Source organism: Stenotrophomonas sp. NLF4-10, from assembly GCF_022359915.1.
In the GTDB taxonomy this organism is placed as follows: domain Bacteria; phylum Pseudomonadota; class Gammaproteobacteria; order Xanthomonadales; family Xanthomonadaceae; genus Stenotrophomonas; species Stenotrophomonas daejeonensis.
Genome location: NZ_JAKSEE010000003.1, coordinates 1,082,288 through 1,103,850, shown reverse-complemented (window position 1 = coordinate 1,103,850; position 21,563 = coordinate 1,082,288). Strand labels below are relative to the sequence as shown.

The following is a 21,563-nucleotide window of genomic DNA, read 5'->3' as shown; positions in this document are numbered from 1 at the left end:
GTGCGCGATGGGGCCTTACCGGCGAAGCTTCATCGCGCACCAAGGTGCGCTCCTACGGATCATCAGAAGTGGACGACGCTGCGGATCGACTTGCCTGCGTGCATCAGCTCGAAGGCTTCGTTGATCTTCTCCAGCTCCATCGTGTGGGTGACGAACGGCGCCAGCTCGATCTCGCCCTTCATCGCGTCCTCGACCATGCCCGGCAGCTGGCTGCGGCCCTTGACCCCGCCGAACGCGGTACCCATCCACTTGCGGCCGGTGACCAGCTGGAACGGGCGGGTGGCGATTTCCTGCCCGGCACCGGCCACACCGATGATCACGCTCTGGCCCCAGCCGCGGTGCGCGCATTCCAGCGCCGCGCGCATCACGTTGACGTTGCCGATGCACTCGAACGAATGGTCCACGCCCCAGCCGGTCATCTCCACGATCACCTGCTGGATCGGCTGGTCATGGTCCTTCGGGTTCACGCAATCGGTGGCGCCGAACTGGCGCGCCAGCTCGAACTTGGACGGGTTGGTGTCGACGGCGATGATGCGCCCGGCCTTCGCCTGCCGCGCGCCCTGGATCACCGCCAGGCCGATGCCGCCGAGGCCGAACACCGCCACCGAATCGCCTTCGGCCACCTTCGCCGTGTTGTGCACTGCGCCGATGCCGGTGGTGACGCCGCAGCCGAGCAGGCACACGTGCTCCGGGTTCGCCTGCGGGTTGACCTTGGCCAGCGACACCTCGGCGACCACGGTGTATTCGGAGAAGGTCGAGCAACCCATGTAGTGGTAAATAGGCTCGCCGTTGTACGAGAAGCGGGTGGTGCCGTCGGGCATCACGCCCTTGCCCTGGGTGGCGCGCACCGCGGTGCACAGGTTGGTCTTGCCGCTCTTGCAGAACAGGCACTGCCCGCACTCGGCGGTATACAGCGGGATCACGTGGTCGCCCGGCTTCACCGAGGTCACGCCCTCGCCGACCTCGACCACGATGCCCGCGCCTTCATGGCCGAGCACGCAGGGGAACAGCCCTTCCGGATCGTCGCCGGACAGGGTGAAGGCATCGGTGTGGCAGACGCCGGTGTGGGTGATCTTCACCAGCACCTCGCCAGCCTTGGGCGGGGCGACGTCGATCTCGACGATCTTCAGTGGTTCGCCAGCGGCGAAGGCGACGGCGGCACGGGATTTCATGGGGGTTCTCCTGTAGCAGTTGTTCGTATGCGTGCATGTAGGAGCGACGTGAGTCGCGATGGCTTTCCCGGGAAAGCCCCCCCCTGTGCGCCGGTGGGGCTTGCAATGGAGGCCCCATCGCGACTCACGTCGCTCCTACTTGAGGTAGGAACGGATCAGGCCGGACATCTCGGCCACGCGCGCGCTGCGCTGCGCCTCGGACTGCGCCGGCTGGCCGAATTCCTCGCGCAGGTGCGCTTCCATCACCTCGGACATCAGCCCGTTGACCGCGCCACGGATGGCGGCGATCTGCTGCAGCACCGGGCCGCAGTCGGCGCCGGCTTCCAGCGCGCGCTCCAGCGCGTCGCACTGGCCGCGGATGCGCCGTACCCGCGCCAGCACCTTCTTCTTTTCCTCGGGGGAATGCGGCATGCGCGCCTGATCCTGCATGTACTGGGGGGTAGTATATGGCAAGCCCCGCCGCACGCAAGCAGGCCGATGCCCCGTCCCTCCCGGCCACACTGCGCCCGCCGCCACACATGCCCTAAAGTAGGCGCCCCTTTCCGCGGAACCCGCCATGTCCTACATCGCCGATCCCGCCCGCTACGACGGGCGCATGCCGCAACGCCGCGTCGGCCGCAGTGGCCTGACCCTGCCGGCCATTTCGCTCGGGCTGTGGCAGAACTTCGGCGGCGTGGACGTGTTCGAGACCGGCCGCGCCATGCTGCGCCGCGCCTTCGACCGCGGCGTCACCCATTTCGACCTGGCCAACAACTACGGTCCGCCGTTCGGTTCGGCCGAGGAGAACTTCGGCCGCTGGTACGCCGCCGATTTCGCCACGCACCGCGACGAACTGGTGGTTTCCACCAAGGCCGGCTGGGACATGTGGCCCGGCCCCTACGGCGGCCCCGGCGGCTCGCGCAAGCACGTCATCGCCAGTTGCGAGCAGAGCCTGCGGCGCATGGGCCTGGACCACGTGGACATCTTCTACTCGCACCGGGTCGATGCCGACACGCCGCTGGAAGAGACGATGGGCGCGCTGGCGCACCTGCACCGCCAGGGCAAGGCGCTGTATGTGGGCATCTCCTCGTATTCGCCGGAACTGACCCGGCAGGCCGCCGCGATCCTGCGCGCCGAGGGCGTGCCGCTGCTGATCCACCAGCCCAACTATTCCATGCTCAACCGCGACATCGAGGCCGGCCTGCTGCCGGCGCTGGGCGAGCTGGGCGTGGGCTGCATCGCCTTCTCGCCGCTGGCGCAGGGCATGCTGACCGACAAGTACCTGCACGGGGTGCCGGCCGATGCCCGCGCCAGCCGCAACGGTTCTCTCAAGCAGAGCATGCTCGGCGAGGCCAACCTGGCGCGCATCCGCGCGCTCAACGCCATCGCCGCCGCACGCGGGCAGTCGCTGGCGCAGATGGCCATCGCCTGGGTGCTGCGCGACGCACGGGTGAGCTCGGCGCTGATCGGCGCGCGCAACGTGGCGCAGCTGGACGATTCGCTGGATGCCGCGGCGCGGCTGGACTTCAGCGCCGAGGAACTGGCGCTGATCGAGCAGCACACCGGCGACGGCAACGTCGATATCTGGCGGGTGTCCTCGTCCATCGGTCGCGACGGGGGCTGACCCCATCGGCAGCGCTCGCCGATCCGTGCCGGGCAAGCCCGGCACCTGCGCGAAAACATCGCTCGTGGATGCGGGGCTTGCCCCGCATCCACAACAGCCAACCGTAGGTCGGGGCTATGCCCCCGACGCCGCGTGCGTACCACCGTCGGGGGCATGGCCCCGACCTACGTACTCACGAAATTCGCGACGCAACGACCGTAGGTGCCGGGCTTGCCCGGCACGGGAGCTTCACCAGCAAGACTTCATGCGGGGCTTGCCCCGCATGCCCCTCAGTAAGCGAATTCGCAGAACAGCGGATCGACGCTGCCGTACCACTCGCCGTGGAACAGCTCCAGCTTGCGCTCGGCGGCGGTCTTGCCGGAATCGACGATCTCCTGCAGCACGTCGAGGAAGCGGGTTTCGTCCTGGCCGTCGGCATTGAGCGCGGCGCGGCGGCGCAGGCCCTCGCGCGAGATTTCCAGCGCGTGCCGCGCGAGGTCGCGCACCGTGCCATCGCGGAACGGCAGCTTCATCGCCAGCTTCGGCACGCCATCGCGCAGGGCGTGGCGCTCGGCCATGCTGAAGTCCTTGACCAGGTCCCATGCCGCCTCCAGCGCCGCGTCGTCGTACAGCAGGCCGACCCAGAACGCCGGCAGCGCGCAGATGCGGCTCCACGGGCCGCTGTCGGCACCGCGCATTTCCAGGTACTTCTTCAGGCGCACTTCCGGGAACGCGGTGGTCATGTGGTCGGACCAGTCGCGCAGCGTCGGCAGCGCACCGGGCAGCACGTCCAGCTCGCCGCGCATGAACCTGCGGAACGACTTGCCGCTGGCGTCGATGTAGCGGCCATCGCGGTAGGAGAAATACATCGGCACGTCGAGCAGGTAGTCCACGTAGCGCTCGTAGCCGAAGCCGTCGGCGAACACGAAGTCGAGCATGCCGGTGCGGTCGGCGTCGGTGTCGGTCCAGATGTGCGAACGGTAGCTCAGGTAGCCGTTGGGCTTGCCTTCGGTGAACGGCGAATCGGCGAACAGCGCCGTCGCTATCGGCTGCAAGGCCAGCGACACGCGGAACTTCTTCACCATGTCCGCTTCGCTGGCGTAGTCGAGGTTGACCTGCACCGTGCAGGTACGGGTCATCATGTCCAGGCCGAGCGCGCCGACTTTGGGCATGTAGTTCTTCATGATCTGGTAGCGGCCCTTGGGCATCCACGGCATGTCCGCGCGCGCCCACTTCGGCTGGAAGCCCATGCCGAGGAAGCCCAGCTGCAGCTCGCCGGCCACCTGCGCCACTTCGTTGAGGTGGGTGCCGGTTTCCACGCAGGTCTGGTGGATGCTCTCCAGCGCCGCGCCGGACAGCTCCAACTGCCCGGCCGGTTCCAGCGTCACCGAGGCGCCGTCGCGCAGCAGGGCGATGGTGTTGCCCGGCCCTTGATCGACACGTTCCTGCACCGGCTCCCAGCCGAAGCGGGTCAGGCCGTCGAGCAGCGCGTTGATGCCGCGCGCGCCCTCGAACGTCGGCGGGCGCAGGTCGTCCAGCCTGAAACCGAACTTCTCGTGCTCGGTGCCGATGCGCCATTGCGCCTTGGGCTTCTCGCCCGAGGCGATGCTCTGGACCAGCTGGTCGCGGTCGGTGATGGGGGTATCGGCGACGTGGCTGGGGCTGGACAAGGGCGATCTCGCGTGGATTCGGGTGGGGCCGGATGTGGGGTTGCAGCCCCGTCACCGCAAGCCGGAACTATATCGTGCGGCCCCGTGCGCCACGTTGCCGGCCACGGGTTTCAGCATCCTACCGGCGCAGGCTTGACCCGCATTCGCGAGCGCGGCTGCATATCATTCCGCCACGGCCCCGCGCCCGTTGCCTAAACTGCCCGGCATGCAACGACACCGCCACAAGGAAATCCACCGCTCCGAACGCGTCGGCTGGCTGCGCGCTGCCGTGCTCGGTGCCAACGACGGCATCGTCTCGGTGGCCGGGCTGGTGGTGGGCATCGCCGCCAGCGGCGCCTCGGCGGCCACCATGCTGGCCACCGGCGTCGCCGGCACCGTGGCCGGGGCCATGTCGATGGCCGCCGGCGAATACGTCTCGGTGCAGTCGCAGGCCGACGCCGAGCATGCGGACCTGGCGACCGAGCGCCGCGAGCTGCACGAGGACCCGCACGACGAACTGGAGGAACTGGCCGGCATCTACCGCCGTCGCGGGCTGTCGCCGGAACTGGCGCACGAGGTGGCGGTGCAGCTCACCGCGCACGACGCGCTGGCCGCGCATGCGCGCGACGAGCTGGGCATCACCGACGAACTGCGCGCGCGCCCGTTGCAGGCGGCCGCCGCCTCGGCCAGCGCCTTCGTCGCCGGCGCGGCGCTGCCGGTGCTGACCGCCCTGCTGGCCCCGGCCCCGCTGGTCACGGCCGCCACCATCGGCTCCACCCTGGCCGGGCTGAGCATCACCGGCGCCCTGGCCGCCCATGCCGGCGGTGCCGCGCCGGTACGCGGCGCGGTGCGCGTGGTGTTCTGGGGCGCCTTGGCGATGGCCGCGGCCACCGCCATCGGCCGGTTGTTCCATGTCGCGCCCTGAGCCGGTGGACACCGGCGCACGGCGCGCGCCTGCGGCAACCAACGGCGGTGCCAGCCGCTGAACCGCCGCGTGGGCGGGGGATCGTCAGCCGGCCGGCGCTACAGCCCCAGCCAGCCGCCGATCACCGCGCGCGCTTCCTCCACGCCCTGCTTCGACTCGCCGGAGAAGGCCTGCACGCTCACCGTGTCGCCAAACGCGGCGGACAGCTCCTTGCGCACCTTCTGCAGGGTCTGCATCTGCTGGCCGCGGCCGAGCTTGTCGGCCTTGGTCAGCAGCGCGTGCGCCGGCAGGCCGCGCTGCACCGCGTAGGCCAGCATCTGCCGGTCGTAGTCCTTCAGCGGGTGGCGGATGTCCATCACCACCACCAGCCCCTTGAGCGCCTCGCGGCTGCGGAAATAGTTGTCGATGAAGGCCTGCCAGTGCGCCTGCAATTCCAGCGGCACCTTGGCGTAGCCATAGCCGGGCAGGTCGACGAGGTGGGCCTCGGGGGTGACCTGGAAGAACACCAGTTGCTGGGTGCGGCCGGGGGTCTTGGAAACCCGGGCCAGCGCGTTCTGCCGCGTCAGTGCATTGAGTGCGCTGGACTTGCCGGCGTTGGAGCGGCCGGCGAAGGCCACTTCGGCGCCCGCGTCCGGCGGCAACTGCCGGGCGTTGTGGGCGGAAAGCTGGTAGCGGGCGCGTTCGAGGAGCTGTGACATGCGCATAGGATCGCACGCCGGGCCGTCGCGCGCCGGCCCGCAGGCGCCTGTTACCGGCCGTTTCCGCCCGCTTTCTGCCACCTCCGCAGGGTTTTGTTGCAGCGCTGCGTTGACCCTGCCCTGAATCGGCGCCGATAATTCACGCGATGCCGGCCGAAACCCGCCCGGCCCGGTCCACACGGAGCTTTCCGCATGCGCCACGTTCGCGCTCTTGCCATCACCGCAATAGCAGCCCCCCTCATCGCCATCGTTGCGTATGCGCAGAGCTCGGTCACCCCGATGCCCGAGGAAGCGCAGGTACAGGTCGCGCCGCTGGAGATCGACCTGAGCAAGGCCCTGCCCGGCGATGCCGCGGCCGGCGAGCAGAAGGCGCAGGTCTGCGCCGCCTGCCACGGCGCCGACGGCAACTCGGCCATCGAGATGTACCCGCGCCTGGCCGGCCAGAGCGAGCGCTACATCGCCCAGCAGCTGGCGCTGATCGCCAGCGGCCAGCGCACCGAGGGCATGGTCGCGGTCATGCTGCCGTTCGTCGAAGGCATGACCCCGCAGGACATGCGCGACCTCGGCGCCTATTTCGCCACGCAGAAGTCCGGCGCCGGCGTCGCCGACGATGCCGAGGTCGCCGACGGCACGTATGCCGGCATGAAGTTCTACGAGATCGGGCAGGCGCTCTACCGCGGCGGCGACGCCAAGCGCGGCATCCCGGCCTGCATGGCCTGCCACGGCCCCAACGGCGCCGGCAACCCCGGCCCGGCCTACCCGCACATCGGCGGCCAGCACGCGGCCTACACCGCCCAGCGCCTGCAGTACTACCAGGCCGGGCAGACGCAGGAAACCGACCCGGCCCACTTCCGTATCATGGAACAGGTCACCCATTCACTGACCGAACAGGAAATCCAGGCGTTGTCCAGCTACGTGCAGGGCCTGCACGCCCGCGCCGACGACGTCGACGCTGCGCCCGCGCAGCCCTGAGCCACCCGTCGCCGCCGCGACCGGTGCAGTGCCGTCCCGGAAACGCCGGCCCCCGCAGGCCGGCGTTTCCATTTCCGCTGGAGCTTTCCCGATGAAATTCGCCTCGCGCCTGATGACCCTGCTGCTGGTCCTGCTGCCGCTGGCCGCCTGCGCCGCTTCCACGTCCGAGCCGGTGGAAGGGCGGGACTACGACCTGATCGCCGACCCCGGCCCGTTCGCGCCACTGGCCGGCAGGATCGAGGTGGTGGAGATGTTCGGCTACACCTGCCCGCACTGCGCCCATTTCGAACCGATGCTGGAGGCATGGGCCGCCAAGCTGCCGCGCGACGTGCGTTTCACCGCGGTACCGGCCGCCTTCGGCGGCTACTGGGACGCCTATGCCCGTGCCTACTACGCCGCCGAGCAGACCGGCGTGCTCGCGCGCAGCCATGCCGACGTGTTCAAGGCGCTGCACGAACAACACAGCCTGCCGATGCAGAACGTCTCGCCGCAGGAACTGGCCACCTTCCATGCCGTCTATGGCGTGGAGCCGCAGGCCTACATCGACGCGCTGCGCGGCGAGCAGGTCGAGGCCAGGGTCAAGGCCGCGCGCGAGTTCGCCATGCGCACCCGGGTACCGGGCACGCCGGCGCTGATCGTCAACGGCAAATACCTGGTCAAGGGCAACAACTTCCAGGAACTGCTGCGCAACGCCGACGCGCTGATCGCCCGCGAGCGCGCCGCCGCCCGCCCCTGAGCCACCCACCGCGCGCCACCGGTTCAGCCGGGCCGGTGCAAAGTGGCATCATGCGCACCGGTCGCCGCCCGGTGGCCGCCGTACCGACGAATCCGCTGGAGATCCCCCGATGAAGATCCGCCTCGCCCTGGTCCTGACGGCCCTGCTGCCGCTGATGGTCGCCTGCACGCCGCAGGACGGCTCGGCCGACGCCACCGCACCGGCCACGCCGGCCGCCGCCACCCCCGCGGAGGCCCCGGCCGCCGATGCCGCCGCACCGGCCGATGAAAGCGCAACCCTGGCCGCGGAGCCGGCTGGCGAAGCCACCGCCGCACCCGCCGAAGACAAGGTCCCGGTACCGGCGCAGGCACGCCTGGTCGGCCCCGAACCGGTGGCCGGCACCGACTACGTGGCCATCGAAGGCGGCCAGCCGATCCAGCCGGCCGCCGGCAAGATCGAGGTGGCCGAGGTCTTCAACTACGTCTGCCCGGCCTGCGCCCGCTTCCAGCCGATGGTCGCCTCGTGGAAGGCCGGCCTGCCCTCGGACGTGAACTTCGTCTACGTCCCGGCCATGTTCGGCAGCTACTGGGACGACTACTCCCGCGCCTACTACGCCGCCGAGGCGCTGGGCGTACAGGAAAAGACCCACGACGCGCTGTATGCGGCCATCCACATCGAGCACTCGCTCAACGGCGAGCTGGGCAGCCACGATTCGCCGCAGGACATCGCCAACTTCTACGGCAAGCACGGCGTCGACGCCAGGACCTTCCTCGACACGATGGGCAGCTTCTCGGTGGTCGCCAAGGCCAACCGCGCCAAGCAGTTCATCCAGCGCAGCAAGATCACCGGCACCCCGTCGCTGATCGTCAACGGCAAGTACCTGGTCAAGGGCAAGAGCTACGAGGACATGCTGCGCATCGCCGACCACCTGATCGCCCGCGAGCGCGCCGCCAACGCCCGCTGACGAGAACGAACCCGGGCCCCGCCCCGCGCGAGGCCCGGCTGCATGCCGTGAACGCCCCCACCCGAACCCTGCGACTGCTGACGGCCAACATCCAGGCCGGCTCCAGCACGCGCCGCTACAGCGACTACGTGACCCGCAGCTGGTCGCACGCGCTGCCGGCCGGCAGCAAGCGTTCCAGCCTGGACGCCATCGCCAAACTGGCCAGCGGCCGCGACATCGTCGGCCTGCAGGAGGCCGACCCCGGCAGCCTGCGCTCGGGCTTCACCAACCAGACCCACTACCTGGCCGAACGCGCCGGCTTCAACTACTGGAGCCACCAGCCCAACCGGCGCATGGGCGGCGTGGCCTCCAGCGCCAACGGCCTGCTCAGCCGGCTGGAACCGGTGGAAGTGCAGGACCACGCCCTGCCCGGCCGCATCGGCGGGCGCGGCGTGCTGCTGGCGCGCTTCGGCGACGACCGCGAAGGGCTGACCGTGGCGGTGGCGCACCTGTCGCTGGGCGTCGGCTCGCGGATGGCGCAGCTGGATTTCATCGCCGACCTGCTGACCGACCACCCCAACGCGGTGCTGATGGGCGACTTCAACTGCAAGGCCGAGCGCCCGGAAATGCAGGTGCTGTACCGCAAGACCCGGCTGCAACCGCCGGGCTGCCTGGTGCCGACTTTCCCCAGTTGGCGCCCGGACCGGGCCATCGACCACATCCTGGTCAGCAGCAGCCTGCAGCAACGCTCGGTGGAAGCGGTGCCGGCCGCCTTTTCCGACCACCTGGCGGTGGCGATGTCGATCGACGTGCCAGCCAACGCACTGCGCTGAATGTGCCGGCCGGCGGCCGGTATGCGCCATCGCTGCGCGCTGTCGCCCCACGGTTTGCGCCGCAGACCGCGGGCCCCGTCTTGCGTCATCCACACCCCGCGCCTTCGGCGCGCCCCCTGACTCAGGGGGCTTTGCTCCAGACACATCCGGGAGTGCCGGCCGCTGGCCGGCATCCATACCATGTCGCGTAGGTGCGGGGCTTGCCCCGCACGGGGCTGGACCGGGAAGGCTTCATGCGGGGCAAGCCCCGCATCTACGAGATGTCGGACATACGAGGTTGCCGAGCAACGATCGGGCGCTATCGCGACCGCCGCGCGGTGAGCGTGCTGCCTGCCGAAGCCAGCACCGTGCAGCCGATCGCCAGCCATTGCAGGCCGCCGAGCCGCTCGTGCAGCAGCAGCAACGCCCACAGCGCCGCCACCGCCGGCTCCATGCTGATCAGGATGCCGAAGGTTTCCCTGGGCAGGCGCTTGAGCGCCATCATCTCCAGCGATATCGGGATCGCGCTGGACACCACCGCCACCACCGCCCCGGCCAGCAGCACCCGTGGTTCCAGCAACGCCATGCCGGCATGGGCCACGCCCACAGGCACCACCACCAACGACGCCGCCAGCAGCCCCAGCGACACGCTGTGTCCGGCGTGCAGGTGCCCGGCGCGCTTGCCGAACACGATGTACAGCGCCCAGCATGCCGCCGCGCCCAGCGCATACAGCACGCCCGCCGTATCCAGCGCCGGCCCGCCGGCCACCGGCAACAGCAGCAGCAACCCGGCCACCGCGCAGCCGACCCAGACGAAGTCGATCGGCCGCCGCGAGGACAGCATCGCCACCGCCAGCGGCCCGGTGAATTCGATGGCCACCGCGATGCCGAACGGAATCGTGTCGATGGCCATGTAGAACAGCAGGTTCATCACCCCCAACGCCAGGCCGTAGCGCAGGATCGCGATGCCGTCCGCGCGGCTGGCATGCCAGCGCCATGGCCGCCACAGTGCCAGCAGGAACAGCGCCGAGAAGCCCACGCGCAGCGCGCTGGTGCCCTGCGCGCCGATCAGCGGGAACAGGTGCTTGGCATAGGACGTGCCGATGGCCAGCGACGTCACCGACCCCAGCACCGCCAACACCGGCAGCAGCGGTGCGAATCGGGAAGTTTGCATGTGGAAGCGAGGAACGTAGTGAGAGCAACAAGGAACGAGTGAAGACGGGAGCATCAGCCCTCTCCCGGCGGAAGAGGGACCGGGGCGAGGGGGCGATGGCATCCCGATGGTTCGACCATCACGGACTTCGCTCGCCCCTCGTCCGGCGTAGCACGCCGGGCGTTCGGACGTGTGCGAGCCGGTGGCTCGCAAGCAACACGTCCTCACCTCACAGGAAGAAGGAAGCCCGGAAACCCCCTTCCCACCAACCGGGACCGGATTATCGCCTGTCTCACCCGTCCCCGTTCATCCGCGAGCCGGTATTGCCACGACGACGCCGACAGGGCCCCGGCTATGCTTTGCCGATGAAACGACGCACCCCACTGCTGCCGTTTGCGGCATCGCTGCTGCTGGCCGCCACAGGCGCCTGCGCACAGGACCTGGACGCCCGGCGCCCGCTGATGCGCATGGCCATCGACAACGCCGAACGCGGCCAGTTCGACGCCGCCGCCGCGGCCACGCTGCGCGACCACCCGCTGTACGGCTGGCTCGAATACAGCGCCCTGCGCCGCGGCATCGACAGCCTCGACGGCACGCGGGCGAGCGATTTCCTGCACCGCTACCAAGGCCAGCCGGTGGCCGAAACCTTCCGCGCCACGTGGCTGGCGGAGCTGGCGCGGCGCCGGGACTGGCCGGCCCTGCTCGGCAACTGGCAGCCCAGCCGCGACCCGGCGCTGCAATGCGCCGAACTCAACGCACGGCTGGCCACCGGCAAGGCCGATGCGCAGTGGACCGGCGACGTGCAGACACTGTGGCGCGGCAGCGGCAAATCGCTGCCCGATGCCTGCGACCCGGTGTTCGCCGCGCTGGCCGAACGCGGTGGACTGACACCCGCGCTGCGCTGGGAGCGCATCGACGCGGCCGCCGACGCGCGCCAGCCGGCGGTGATGCGCGCCGCCGCGCGCGGCCTGCCCGCCGCCGAACAGGCGCAGGCCAACGACTACGCCGTCTTCGTCGGCAAGCCCGACGCGCGCGCGTTGAACTGGCCGAAGAACGAGCGCAGCCGCCGCATCGCCACCGATGGCCTGGAGCAGCTCGCCAAGGCCGACCCGGACGCGGCCGAGCGGCAGCTGCCGCACTACGCGCAGGCGCTGGGCCTGGACGCCACGCAGCAGGCCCGCGTGCGATACCAGATCGCGCTGTGGACCGTAGCCTCGTACGGGCCGGACTCGGCACGGCGGCTGGCCGCGGTGCCCGAGGCGGCCTACGACGAGCGCCTGCACGAATGGCGCACGCGCGAGGCGATGGCGCGCGGCGACTGGCCGGCGGCACTGGCCGCGATCCGCAGGATGCCGGCGTCGCAACGCAACGACTCGCGCTGGCGCTGGTTCGAGGCGCGGCTGCTGGACAAGACCGGCAAGCCCGCCGAAGCGCTGCCGCTGTACCGCGCCGCCGCCAACGCAGCCACCTTCCACGGCTTCCTCGCCGCCGACAAGCTGCAGCAGCCCTATGCGCTGTGCCCGTGGACGCCAAACGACGACGCGCAGGCGCGCGCCGCCGTGGCCCGCGACCCGGCGCTGGTGCGCGCGCTGGAACTGTTCAAGATCGACCGCCCGACCTGGGCCGCGCGCGAATGGGCCGACGCCCTGTCGCGCTTCGACGACACCCAGCGCCGGCTGGCGGTGGAGGTGGCCGGCGCGAACGGCTGGTTCGATCGCGCGGTATTCGCCCTGAAAGGCGCGCAGGAAATGCGCCTGTACGCGCTGCGCTTCCCCTTGCACCACGGCGACGGCATCCGCCGCGAAGCCGCGCGCAATGCGCTGGACCCGGCGTGGGTGGCGGCCGAAATCCGCGCCGAAAGCATCTTCAACCCGAACGCGCGCTCGTCGGCCAACGCGATGGGGCTGATGCAGGTGCTGCCGGCCACCGGCGCCAGCGTCGCGAAATCCATTGGCCTGAGCGGCTACGGCGGCGCCGCCAGCCTTTACGACGCGGATACCAACATCGCCATCGGCAGCGCCTACCTGCGCCAGCTGCTGGACAAGTACGGCGGCCTGCCCTACGTCACCATCGCCGCCTACAACGCCGGGCCCACCCCGACCGCGCGCTGGCAGTCGCAGCGCCCCGGCTTCGATGCGGATTTCTGGATCGAGACCATCAGCTACAAGGAAACCCGCGAATACGTCGCCCGCGTGCTGGCCTTCAGCGTCATCTACGACTGGCGCCTCAACGGCAAGGCGGTGCCACTGGTCGAGCGCATGCAGGGCCGGTTGGAAACACCGGCCAAGGCGTTTGCCTGCCCCGGCTGAGGCAGGCATGCTTCCGGCTCTCCGTCCCGGGACCGACAGCATGCCCAAGCTCCGTGCCGTAGTGATCGCATTCACCGCCTGTGCCCTGCTGCCCCTCGCCACACTGGCCGCGCCACCCGCGCGCGGCGAGGCGCAGCGGGCCTACGACGCCGGCGAATACGCCAGCTGCGCCGCGCTCTATGCACAGGTGGCCGACGCCGAAGGCGGCACCCGCGCGGACGGCTACAACGCCGCCTGCTGCCTTGCCCTCGCCGGCAACGCCGACGCCGCGTTCGAGCGCCTGCGCACGACCATCACCACCCATTTCACCTCGGTCGCGGACCTCCAGCAGGACGAGGACTTCCGCAGCCTGCGCGACGACCCGCGCTGGGAACCGATGCTGGCACTGGCGCGGCAGGAGGAAGACCGCCACCTCGCCGGGACCGACCGCACGCTGCGCCGCGAATTGTTCGAGCGCCTCAACCGCGACCAGGAAATCCGCGACCGGCTGATCGCCGCGCCGGAGGACAAGGCGCTGATCGCCGAAGTGCAGGAGATCGACAACGACAACACCACCTGGCTCAAGCAGGTGGTCGCCAGCCGTGGCTGGCCCGGCTACAAGCTCGTCTACAAGGACGGCGCGCAAGCCGCGTGGCTACTGGTGCAGCACGCCGACCAGGACCAGGCCTTCCAGCAGCAAGCACTGGAACTGCTGGAGAAAGCAGTACTCGACAAGGACGCCAATCCTTCGCACCTGGCCTACCTGACCGACCGCGTGCGCACCGGCCGCGACGAAAAGCAGCTGTACGGCACGCAATTCATCAAGGCCGGCGACGACTGGGTACCCGCGCCGATCGAGGACGAGGCACACGTGGACGAGCGCCGCCAGCGCATCGGGCTCGGCACGCTGGCCGAATACGCCGAGCAGATCCGCGCCGCCTATTCGCGGTGACGGCCGAGGATGCGGGGCAGGCCCCGCATTTACCGCGCGCCGTTTTGCCACCGCGGCCTTTGCACGCATCATGTCGCGCATGAAGACCTATCTCGTCGGCGGCGCGGTCCGCGACTCCCTGCTTGGCCTCGAAGCGGGCGACCGCGACTGGGTGGTGGTCGGCGCCACCCAGCAGCAGATGGAGACGCAGGGCTTCAAGGCCGTGGGCCGCGACTTCCCGGTGTTCCTGCACCCGCATACCGGCGAGGAACATGCGCTGGCGCGCACCGAGCGCAAGAGCGGGCGCGGCTACCGCGGCTTCGTGGTCGACGCCGATCCGTCGGTGACGCTGGAGGAAGACCTGCAGCGCCGCGACTTCACCCTCAACGCCATCGCCCGCGACGAGGCAAGCGGCGAACTGGTCGATCCGTGGGGCGGCGTGCGCGACATCGAACAGCGCGTGCTACGCCACGTCGGCCCGGCCTTCATCGAGGATCCCCTGCGGGTGCTGCGCGCGGCGCGCTTCATGGCGCGCTTCGCCCCGCTGGGCTTCACCCTCGCCCCGGAAACCGCCGCGTTGATGCGGCAGGTCGCCGCCAGCGGCGAACTGGATGCGCTGGTGCCCGAGCGCATCTGGCAGGAGCTGCGCAAGGCGTTGCGCGCGGCGCGGCCGTCGGCGTTCCTGCGCACGCTGCACGACACCGGCGCGCTGGGCGCGATCCTGCCGGAAGTGGAGGCACTGTACGGCGTGCCGCAGCGCGCCGAGTTCCACCCGGAGGTGGACACCGGCATGCACCAGGAAATGGTCAGCGACATGGCCGCAAGGCTGGCGCTGGGCGACGACCTGGTCGGCTTCGCCGCGCTCACCCACGACCTCGGCAAGGCGCTGACCCCGGCGGACGAACTGCCGCGCCACGTCATGCACGAACAGCGCGGGCTCAAGCCACTGGCCGCGTTGTGCGAACGCCTGAAGGTGCCGGCCGACCACCGCCTGCTCGCCGAGGCGGCGTGCCGCGAACACCTCAACGTGCACCGCATCGACGAACTGCGCGACGCCACCGTGCTGGAGCTGATCGCGCGCTGCGACGGCCTGCGCCGTCCCGAGCGCATCGCGCAGATGGCGCTGGTGTGCGAGTGCGACAAGCGCGGCCGGCTCGGGTTCGAGGACAGCGACTATCCGCAGCGCGCCACCCTGCTGCGCCTGCATGCCGCCGCGCTGTCGGTCAACGCGCGCGACATCGCCACCGCCGGGTTGCAGGGCCCCGCCATCGGCGAGGCATTGCGCAAGGCGCGGGTCAAGGCGATTGCCGATGCGCGCACCAAGACCCCGTAGATGCGGGGCTTGCCCCGCATGGAGCTTTCCCGGTGAAGCCCGTGCCGGGCAAGCCCGGCACCTACGTGGCGTGGAATCCGGAGTGGATGTGGGGTAAACCCCGCACTTACGGCTGCACGGTCTCGACGATCTCCAACCCATAACCGGCCAAACCAACCTGCCGGCGCGGGGTACCGAGCACGCGCAGCTTGCCCAGACCGAGGTCGGACAGGATCTGCGCACCGGCGCCGTTGCGGCGCCACTGGCCCACGTCCTTGTCCTTGCCGGCCGGGCGCACTTCCGGCTCGCGCCGCAACCGCGCCAGCAGCGCGTCGGTATCGCGCGGCGCCGACAGCACCACCATCACCCCCTGCCCTTCGGCGGCGATGGCGCGCAGCGCGTCGGTGGCGGCCACGCCGAAATCGTCGCGACGCCAGTGCAGCAGGTCGGCCAGCGGGTTCTCCACCTGCACCCGCACCAGCGTCGGCACGTCGCGCTGCGGCGTGCCGCGGACCAGCGCGAAGTGCAGGTCGTGGGCGATGCGATCGCGGTAGGTGAGCAGCCGGAACGCACCGAACTCGGTGTCGATCTCGCGCTCGTCCACGCGCTCGACGGTGTGCTCGGTGGCCAGCCGGTAGGCGATCAGGTCGGCGATGGAACCCATCTTCAGCCCGTGCTCGCGCGCGAACACCTCCAGCTCCGGGCGGCGCGCCATGCTGCCGTCGGGGTTGAGGATCTCCACCAGCACGCCGGCCGGCTCCAACCCGGCCAGCATGGCCAGGTCCACGCCCGCCTCGGTATGGCCGGCGCGGGTCAGCACGCCCCCCGGCTGGGCGATCAGCGGGAAGATGTGGCCCGGCTGGTGCAGGTCCGACGCCCTGGCGTTGGGCTTGACCGCGGTACGGATGGTGTGGGCGCGGTCATGCGCGGAAATGCCCGTGGTCACGCCTTCGGCCGCTTCGATGCTGACGGTGAAGTTGGTCTGGAACTGCGCGGTATTGGCCTGCACCATCGGCGCCAGGCCCAGGTCGGCGGCGCGGGCGCGGGTCAGCGGCAGGCACACCAGGCCGCGGCCGTGGGTGACCATGAAGTTGATGTCGCTGGGCTTGACCAGCTCGGCGGCCATGATCAGGTCGCCTTCGTTCTCGCGGTCCTCGTCGTCGACGATCACCACCATGCGGCCGGCGCGGATTTCTTCCAGCAGTTCGGGGACGGGGGCGAAGTTCATGCGTTGGCTCCTTGGCCGGATAGATGCCGGCCGTTGGCCGGCATTCCGATCAGTTTTTCCACGTAGCGCGCCACCAGGTCGATTTCGAGGTTGACGGCATCGCCGACGCCGGTATGGGCGAAGCGGGTATGGGCGACGGTGTGCGGGATCAGCGCCACCTCGAAGCCCTCGCCATCGGCCTCGTTGACGGTCAGGCTGACGCCATCGACGCAGATCGAGCCCTTCTTCGCGATGTATTTCAGCAGCGCTTGCGGCGCGGCGAAGCGCCAGCGCTGCGCGCGGGCGTCATCGATGACCGACAGCACCTTGCCGATGCCATCGACGTGGCCGCTGACCAGATGCCCGCCGAGGCGGTCGCTCGGACGCATCGCGCGTTCGAGGTTGATCGCCGCGCCGACGGGCAATTCGCCCAGCGTGGTCAGGCCCAGCGTCTCGGTGGAGGCGTCGGCCCGGAAGCTGTCGCCGTCGAAGGCGATGACGGTCAGGCACGTGCCGTTGACCGCGATGCTCTCGCCGAGCCGCACGTCATCGAACGGCAGGCTGCCAACGTGGAAGGTGAAGCGGACATCGCCGCCGAGGGGTTCGCGCGCGGCCAGGCGGCCGACGCCTTCGATGATGCCGGTGAACATCAGTGCACCCCCGGCATGCAGGTGCGGGTATTGCCGTGTTTCTTCATTACGTTTCTCGCGTTGGAGGCCAGCGAAAAACGCCGCAAGGCAAACAGGCGCACGCATGGCGCGATGCCATGCGTGGCCGTCTTCTTTCATCCGGACTATACCGTCGGCTCCGGCATCGGACCGGATCTGCTGACCCTCGGCCAAGCGGAGCCCGCATCATGATGCGCAACCCCCTCGGCCTCGGCGCTCGCGGGCTCGCGCGTGCATTCCATCGGAATGGCCGCGCCTACCGCCGGTGGGGAATCGCACCCCGCCCTGAAGACGTTCGTGGTTGCCGGCGAACCGGCGCGGGCATTGTACCAGCCCGGTCCGGGCGGGCTTGTCCGGTGGATGGATGGCAGTGTTCCGTGGCGTGGTGCAGCGTCCTGCTGGCAAATCGCCGGGAAGCTGGCCACGAGGTAGGCCGGGACTACGCCCCCGGCGACACGTGCGCGAAACGTCGGGGGTGTAATCCCGACCTACGGGCGCAGCAGCAGGCGCAGGTCCTTGCCGACACTGCGCAGGTCAGCCACCTCCAGCGGCCGCGCCTGCGCCATCGTGTCGATGCCCAGCCCGGCCAGCAGCGGCCGCGCGCTCTCGCCCATCAGCAGCGGCGCGAGGTACAGCAGCACTTCATCGGCCAGCCCGGCCGCGAGCAGGGCACCGCACAGGGTCGGCCCGGCCTCGACGTGGACCTCGTTGATGCCGCGCGCGGCCAACAGCGTCATCACCGCATGCAGGTCGAAACGGCCGTCGGCCAGCAATGGCGCGGCGGCGAATTGCGTATCCTCCAGCGCCGGCGGTGCCAGCGCCGGATCGTGCAGGTACAGCGTGGGCGCGCCGCCTTCGCGCACCCGCGTGTGCTCCAGCGTGCGCAGGCGCGCGTCCAGCACCACCCGCAGCGGCGGCAGGAACTCGCCGGCTTCGGCGCGCGCGGTCAATGCCGGGTCATCGGCCAGCACCGTCGCCGCGCCGGTCAGGATCGCCCCGGCACGGGCGCGCCAGCGCTGCACGTCGGCGCGCGCGGCCGGCCCGGTGATCCACTTCGATTCGCCGCTGGCCATCGCCGTGCGTCCGTCCAGGCTGGCGGCCAGCTTGACCCGCACGAACGGCCGCCCGCGCTCGATACGCGACAGGAAGCCGCGGTTGAGTTCGCGTGCCCGTTCTTCCATCAAGCCCACCGCCACTTCGATGCCTGCCTGCCGCAGCAGCGCGAAGCCACCGCCATCGACGCCGGGGAACGGGTCGCCCATTGCCGCGACCACCCGCGCCACGCCGGCCTCGACCAGCGCCAGCGCGCATGGCGGCGTGCGGCCGTAATGCGCGCAGGGTTCGAGGGTGACGTAGGCGGTGGCGCCGCGCGCGCGCTCACCGGCCGCGCGCAGCGCGAATACCTCGGCATGCGGGCCGCCGGCGCGCTGGTGGAAACCCTCGCCGACGACCTCCCCGCCCTGCGCGATCACGCAGCCGACCATCGGGTTGGGTCGCGTCGTCCACGCACCACGCTCGGCCAGGCGCAGCGCGCGGGCCATCAATCGGTGGTCGGTGGCGGTGAAATCGGGCATCGGAAACCTCGCGGGAGCGGCATTGCATGCCACCGGCCGCGGCATGCGTCATCGCCCCTCAGTATAGATACCGGCTGCGCAGCCATTACCGGCGCCGACGGCGTCAGCGGGCAGTCTTCCCGCGCTGCCGCCCGCCGCCCGTATCCAGCAGCGACAACTGCCCTTCGTCGGCGGCATGGTCGCGTTCGAGCTTCTCGATCTCGTCGCGGAAATCGGCCACGTCCTCGAAGCTGCGGTAGACCGAGGCGAAACGCACGTAGCCGACGTGGTCGAGCTTGCGCAGCTCGTCCATCACGAACTCGCCGACGCGGATCGAAGGCACCTCGCGCTCGCCGCTCATCCGCAGCTGGTGCACCACCGCGCGCACCGCCGCCTCGATCCGCTCTTCCGACACCGGCCGCTTCTGCAGCGCACGATCGAAGCCGACCCGCAGCTTGCGCGCATCGAACGCCTCGCGCCCGCCATCGCTCTTGATGATGACCGGCAGCTTGAGCTCGATGGTTTCCAGCGTGGAAAAGCGCTCGCCGCAGGCCTCGCAACCGCGGCGGCGGCGGATGGTGGCGCCGTCGTCGGAAACGCGCGAGTCGATGACGCGGGTATCGGTGTGCTGGCAGAAGGGACAGTGCATCAGAGAGGCTGGGAATGGGGAACAGGGAACGGGGAATGTGACATCCCGGTGTCTTGTGCGTCTTTGCGTTGCAGCGACTTTCTCATTGTCTGCAATTGGATGGAGACGGCTCGCTACTGCTCAAACTGAATCGCTCGTCGGCCGGAAACCCGGCTGCAAGCTCACAAGCTTTCTCGACCAGAACCATCGCCTCTTCCCACACCCGCAGATCGCGGAAATCCGTCGCCATGACAACTCCCTGTCATACGGACAGGCTGCAGCAGCCTGTCATTCCCTGTTCCCACGTACCCCGTTCCCGGCTTTTCAGCCGTAGACCGGGTACTTCCTGCACTGCGCGCTCACCGCCTCGCGCACGCGGGCGATGACCGCCTCGTCGCCCGGCGCGTCGAGCACGTCGGCGATCCAGTTCGCCAGCTCCACGCAGTCGGCTTCCCTGTAGCCACGGGTGGTGACCGCCGGGGTACCCAGGCGCAGGCCCGAGGTCACGAACGGCGAACGCGGGTCGTTCGGCACCGAGTTCTTGTTGACGGTGATGTGGGCCTTGCCCAGCGCCGCTTCCGCGTCCTTGCCGGACACGTCCTTGCCGATCATGTCCACCAGCATCAGGTGGTTCTGGGTGCCGCCGGAGACGATCTTGTAGCCGCGCGCGATCAGCGTGTTGGCCATCGCCTGCGCGTTCTTCACCACCTGTTGCTGGTAGTCCTTGAACGCCGGCTCCAGCGCTTCCTTGAACGCCACTGCTTTCGCAGCGATGACGTGCATCAGCGGGCCGCCCTGGATGCCGGGGAAGACGATGGACTGCAGCTTCTTCTCGATCTCCTCGCCGGCGCCCTTGGCGATGATGATGCCGCCACGCGGGCCGCGCAGGGTCTTGTGGGTGGTCGAAGTCACCACGTGCGCGTGCGGCACCGGGCTCGGGTAGACGCCGGCGGCGATCAGGCCGGCCACGTGCGCCATGTCCACGAACAGATAGGCGCCGACCTTGTCGGCGATGGCGCGGAAGCGCGCCCAGTCGATCACCTGCGAATACGCCGAGAAACCGGCCACGACCATCTTCGGCTTGTGTTCCAGCGCCAGCCGCTCGACTTCGTCGTAGTCGATCAGGCCCTGCTCGTTCACGCCGTACTGCACGGCGTTGAAGATCTTGCCGGAGGCATTGACCTTGGCGCCGTGGGTGAGGTGGCCGCCATGCGCCAGCGACATGCCGAGGATGGTGTCGCCCGGCTGCAGCAGCGCGAAATACACCGCCTGGTTGGCCTGCGAGCCGGAGTGCGGCTGCACGTTGGCGTAGTCGGCATCGAACAGCTGCTTGAGGCGATCGATGGCGAGCTTTTCGGCCACGTCCACGTATTCGCAGCCGCCGTAGTAACGCTTGCCCGGGTAGCCTTCGGCGTACTTGTTGGTCAGCTGGCTGCCCTGCGCTTCCATCACCAACGGGCTGGCGTAGTTCTCGCTGGCGATCAGCTCGACATGGTCTTCCTGGCGCTGGCACTCGGCGGCAATGGCCTTGGCCAGTTCGGGATCGTAGGACTCGATACGGGCATCGCGCGGGAACATCAACGGCTCCTGGGGGTGTGGGCGGGGGGAATGGCCGATTGTAGCGCTTCCTCCCTGCCCCGGCCGCCGGCGCCGGCGCGGGCCATGGCGGCCTGCCCGGAAACGACGAAGGCGCCCGTCGGGGCGCCTTCGTGGCGGGCATCGCGGCCGGCTCAGTGATGCAGCACGATGTCGGCGATGATGCCGGTGGCGATGGCCACCATCAGCAGGTTGCCGCGGTCGTCGCGGATCCAGCGGTGGCCGTAGGGCGGGCGGCGCACGTGATAGCGGCCGTAGTCGTTGACCACGTAGACCGGGCCACCGTAGTAGTGGGTGTAGCGGTAGCCACGCTGGAACCCGTAGGGGTGGTAGACCACGCGCGGCGGCGGGGCGTAGCGGCGGGCATCGCGGCGGCCGTCCCGGTAGCCGGCGTTGTAATGGCGGCGGTCGTCGCGACGGTCGTTGTGGCCGTGGCCACGGCCACGGTCGCTCCAGCCGTGGTGGCCGCGGTCATGGCCACGGTCGCCGGCGGCGAAGGCCGGTGCGGTGGCGCCGAAGGCAAGCAGGGTGGTCATCGCGGCGACAACAAGTCGGTGCATCTTCATGGTGGCCCTCGCGGTGTGGTTGGCGGTTTCCATCATGCTCACGCGATCTGAACGGATTCCGGCTGGAAACGGTTACGCCCGGCGCCGTTCACCTGCCGGCAAGCCAATGGCAGCGGCCCGGCCGCGACGGGCTTGCGGCTATAATTGCCCATTCCCTTTTGCCCTGGGCCTGTCCGCCATGCGGACCGGGCAC

Annotated in this window: 20 protein-coding genes, 1 pseudogene and 1 riboswitch; of the genes and pseudogenes, 9 read left to right on the top strand and 12 right to left on the bottom strand. The window is 69.9% G+C overall.

Annotated features, from left to right (window positions below; translation table 11 throughout):
* Nucleotides 1-62: 62 nt before the first annotated feature.
* Entirely contained in the window at nt 63-1,172 is a 1,110-nt protein-coding gene (locus MIC98_RS05260) for an S-(hydroxymethyl)glutathione dehydrogenase/class III alcohol dehydrogenase (protein WP_239736318.1), read from the bottom strand.
* A gap of 135 nt (nt 1,173-1,307) precedes the next feature.
* Nucleotides 1,308-1,583, bottom strand: a complete 276-nt coding sequence (frmR, locus tag MIC98_RS05255) for a formaldehyde-responsive transcriptional repressor FrmR (RefSeq protein ID WP_057639787.1) — start codon at nt 1,581-1,583, stop codon at nt 1,308-1,310.
* A 145-nt stretch (nt 1,584-1,728) separates the two neighbouring features.
* Between frmR and mgrA the strand changes: the two genes are divergently transcribed.
* The gene (gene mgrA, locus MIC98_RS05250) at nt 1,729-2,775 is read left to right on the top strand and encodes an L-glyceraldehyde 3-phosphate reductase (protein WP_239736316.1); all 1,047 of its coding nucleotides are present in this window, start codon (nt 1,729-1,731) and stop codon (nt 2,773-2,775) included.
* 269 nt (nt 2,776-3,044) lie between these two features.
* Here mgrA and MIC98_RS05245 read toward each other — a convergent pair whose 3' ends face one another.
* Nucleotides 3,045-4,442 (bottom strand): glutamate--cysteine ligase, encoded by a 1,398-nt coding sequence (locus MIC98_RS05245; RefSeq protein ID WP_345772170.1) that lies wholly within the window; start codon nt 4,440-4,442, stop codon nt 3,045-3,047.
* Nucleotides 4,443-4,629: 187 nt separating this feature from the next.
* On the opposite strand from MIC98_RS05245, the gene MIC98_RS05240 reads away from it, so the two are divergent.
* Nucleotides 4,630-5,328, top strand: a complete 699-nt coding sequence (locus tag MIC98_RS05240) for a VIT family protein (protein ID WP_239736314.1) — start codon at nt 4,630-4,632, stop codon at nt 5,326-5,328.
* A 98-nt stretch (nt 5,329-5,426) separates the two neighbouring features.
* On the opposite strand, the gene yihA is transcribed toward MIC98_RS05240, so the two are convergent.
* Entirely contained in the window at nt 5,427-6,026 is a 600-nt protein-coding gene (gene yihA, locus MIC98_RS05235; RefSeq protein WP_239736313.1) for a ribosome biogenesis GTP-binding protein YihA/YsxC, read from the bottom strand.
* 192 nt (nt 6,027-6,218) lie between these two features.
* Between yihA and MIC98_RS05230 the strand changes: the two genes are divergently transcribed.
* From MIC98_RS05230 to MIC98_RS05215, 4 genes are all read left to right on the top strand, one after another.
* On the top strand, nt 6,219-6,998 hold the full coding sequence (locus tag MIC98_RS05230) for a c-type cytochrome (protein ID WP_239736312.1): 780 nt from the start codon (nt 6,219-6,221) through the stop codon (nt 6,996-6,998).
* 91 nt (nt 6,999-7,089) lie between these two features.
* The gene (locus MIC98_RS05225) at nt 7,090-7,734 is read left to right on the top strand and encodes a thiol:disulfide interchange protein DsbA/DsbL (protein ID WP_239736311.1); all 645 of its coding nucleotides are present in this window, start codon (nt 7,090-7,092) and stop codon (nt 7,732-7,734) included.
* A 109-nt stretch (nt 7,735-7,843) separates the two neighbouring features.
* The gene (locus tag MIC98_RS05220; protein ID WP_239736309.1) at nt 7,844-8,677 is read left to right on the top strand and encodes a thiol:disulfide interchange protein DsbA/DsbL; all 834 of its coding nucleotides are present in this window, start codon (nt 7,844-7,846) and stop codon (nt 8,675-8,677) included.
* Nucleotides 8,678-8,724: 47 nt separating this feature from the next.
* Nucleotides 8,725-9,489, top strand: a complete 765-nt coding sequence (locus MIC98_RS05215) for an endonuclease/exonuclease/phosphatase family protein (protein WP_057639772.1) — start codon at nt 8,725-8,727, stop codon at nt 9,487-9,489.
* 298 nt (nt 9,490-9,787) lie between these two features.
* On the opposite strand, the gene MIC98_RS05210 is transcribed toward MIC98_RS05215, so the two are convergent.
* Entirely contained in the window at nt 9,788-10,642 is an 855-nt protein-coding gene (locus tag MIC98_RS05210) for an EamA family transporter (RefSeq protein ID WP_239736305.1), read from the bottom strand.
* Nucleotides 10,643-10,986: 344 nt separating this feature from the next.
* On the opposite strand from MIC98_RS05210, the gene MIC98_RS05205 reads away from it, so the two are divergent.
* The 3 genes from MIC98_RS05205 to MIC98_RS05195 all read left to right on the top strand — a co-directional run bounded on the left by MIC98_RS05205 (nt 10,987) and on the right by MIC98_RS05195 (nt 15,173).
* Nucleotides 10,987-12,930 (top strand): transglycosylase SLT domain-containing protein, encoded by a 1,944-nt coding sequence (locus MIC98_RS05205; RefSeq protein ID WP_239736302.1) that lies wholly within the window; start codon nt 10,987-10,989, stop codon nt 12,928-12,930.
* Nucleotides 12,931-12,970: 40 nt separating this feature from the next.
* Nucleotides 12,971-13,861, top strand: coding sequence for a DUF6624 domain-containing protein (locus MIC98_RS05200; protein WP_239736300.1), 891 nt, complete (start codon nt 12,971-12,973; stop codon nt 13,859-13,861).
* Between the two features lie 79 nt (nt 13,862-13,940).
* The gene (locus MIC98_RS05195) at nt 13,941-15,173 is read left to right on the top strand and encodes a multifunctional CCA addition/repair protein (RefSeq protein ID WP_239736298.1); all 1,233 of its coding nucleotides are present in this window, start codon (nt 13,941-13,943) and stop codon (nt 15,171-15,173) included.
* Between the two features lie 106 nt (nt 15,174-15,279).
* Here MIC98_RS05195 and ribB read toward each other — a convergent pair whose 3' ends face one another.
* The 7 genes and pseudogenes from ribB to MIC98_RS05160 form a co-directional block, all read right to left on the bottom strand.
* Nucleotides 15,280-16,380, bottom strand: coding sequence for a 3,4-dihydroxy-2-butanone-4-phosphate synthase (ribB, locus tag MIC98_RS05190; protein ID WP_239736295.1), 1,101 nt, complete (start codon nt 16,378-16,380; stop codon nt 15,280-15,282).
* The gene (locus MIC98_RS05185; RefSeq protein WP_239736293.1) at nt 16,377-17,009 is read right to left on the bottom strand and encodes a riboflavin synthase; all 633 of its coding nucleotides are present in this window, start codon (nt 17,007-17,009) and stop codon (nt 16,377-16,379) included. The genes ribB and MIC98_RS05185 overlap by 4 nt, the downstream gene beginning before the upstream one ends.
* 122 nt (nt 17,010-17,131) lie before the next feature.
* Nucleotides 17,132-17,324: riboswitch (FMN riboswitch) on the bottom strand.
* Between the two features lie 191 nt (nt 17,325-17,515).
* Complete coding sequence (gene ribD, locus MIC98_RS05180; RefSeq protein WP_239736291.1) at nt 17,516-18,601, bottom strand: bifunctional diaminohydroxyphosphoribosylaminopyrimidine deaminase/5-amino-6-(5-phosphoribosylamino)uracil reductase RibD; 1,086 nt, start codon at nt 18,599-18,601, stop codon at nt 17,516-17,518.
* Nucleotides 18,602-18,779: 178 nt separating this feature from the next.
* Nucleotides 18,780-19,229: pseudogene (gene nrdR, locus MIC98_RS05175) on the bottom strand (transcriptional regulator NrdR); the annotation flags it as partial.
* Nucleotides 19,230-19,311: 82 nt separating this feature from the next.
* Nucleotides 19,312-19,458 carry a four helix bundle protein gene (locus MIC98_RS05170; protein WP_239736289.1) on the bottom strand — a complete coding sequence of 49 codons (147 nt, stop codon included), beginning with the start codon at nt 19,456-19,458 and terminating at the stop codon, nt 19,312-19,314.
* A 74-nt stretch (nt 19,459-19,532) separates the two neighbouring features.
* Entirely contained in the window at nt 19,533-20,786 is a 1,254-nt protein-coding gene (gene glyA, locus MIC98_RS05165; protein WP_239736287.1) for a serine hydroxymethyltransferase, read from the bottom strand.
* 152 nt (nt 20,787-20,938) lie between these two features.
* Complete coding sequence (locus MIC98_RS05160) at nt 20,939-21,370, bottom strand: RcnB family protein (RefSeq protein WP_239736284.1); 432 nt, start codon at nt 21,368-21,370, stop codon at nt 20,939-20,941.
* Between the last annotated feature and the right edge of the window lie 193 nt (nt 21,371-21,563).

Bases quoted from the DNA above. Each gene is read 5' to 3' on its own strand.
- MIC98_RS05195 (WP_239736298.1), top strand. From the start codon at position 13,941: ATGAAGACCTATCTCGTCGGCGGCGCGGTCCGCGACTCCCTGCTTGGC.
- MIC98_RS05170 (WP_239736289.1), bottom strand. From the start codon at position 19,458: ATGGCGACGGATTTCCGCGATCTGCGGGTGTGGGAAGAGGCGATGGTT.
- MIC98_RS05240 (WP_239736314.1), top strand. From the start codon at position 4,630: ATGCAACGACACCGCCACAAGGAAATCCACCGCTCCGAACGCGTCGGC.
- MIC98_RS05260 (WP_239736318.1), bottom strand. From the start codon at position 1,172: ATGAAATCCCGTGCCGCCGTCGCCTTCGCCGCTGGCGAACCACTGAAG.
- frmR (WP_057639787.1), bottom strand. From the start codon at position 1,583: ATGCCGCATTCCCCCGAGGAAAAGAAGAAGGTGCTGGCGCGGGTACGG.
- MIC98_RS05210 (WP_239736305.1), bottom strand. From the start codon at position 10,642: ATGCAAACTTCCCGATTCGCACCGCTGCTGCCGGTGTTGGCGGTGCTG.
- MIC98_RS05205 (WP_239736302.1), top strand. From the start codon at position 10,987: ATGAAACGACGCACCCCACTGCTGCCGTTTGCGGCATCGCTGCTGCTG.
- MIC98_RS05225 (WP_239736311.1), top strand. From the start codon at position 7,090: ATGAAATTCGCCTCGCGCCTGATGACCCTGCTGCTGGTCCTGCTGCCG.
- MIC98_RS05160 (WP_239736284.1), bottom strand. From the start codon at position 21,370: ATGAAGATGCACCGACTTGTTGTCGCCGCGATGACCACCCTGCTTGCC.
- MIC98_RS05185 (WP_239736293.1), bottom strand. From the start codon at position 17,009: ATGTTCACCGGCATCATCGAAGGCGTCGGCCGCCTGGCCGCGCGCGAA.
- yihA (WP_239736313.1), bottom strand. From the start codon at position 6,026: ATGTCACAGCTCCTCGAACGCGCCCGCTACCAGCTTTCCGCCCACAAC.
- ribD (WP_239736291.1), bottom strand. From the start codon at position 18,601: ATGCCCGATTTCACCGCCACCGACCACCGATTGATGGCCCGCGCGCTG.
- MIC98_RS05220 (WP_239736309.1), top strand. From the start codon at position 7,844: ATGAAGATCCGCCTCGCCCTGGTCCTGACGGCCCTGCTGCCGCTGATG.
- mgrA (WP_239736316.1), top strand. From the start codon at position 1,729: ATGTCCTACATCGCCGATCCCGCCCGCTACGACGGGCGCATGCCGCAA.
- MIC98_RS05200 (WP_239736300.1), top strand. From the start codon at position 12,971: ATGCCCAAGCTCCGTGCCGTAGTGATCGCATTCACCGCCTGTGCCCTG.
- MIC98_RS05230 (WP_239736312.1), top strand. From the start codon at position 6,219: ATGCGCCACGTTCGCGCTCTTGCCATCACCGCAATAGCAGCCCCCCTC.
- glyA (WP_239736287.1), bottom strand. From the start codon at position 20,786: ATGTTCCCGCGCGATGCCCGTATCGAGTCCTACGATCCCGAACTGGCC.
- ribB (WP_239736295.1), bottom strand. From the start codon at position 16,380: ATGAACTTCGCCCCCGTCCCCGAACTGCTGGAAGAAATCCGCGCCGGC.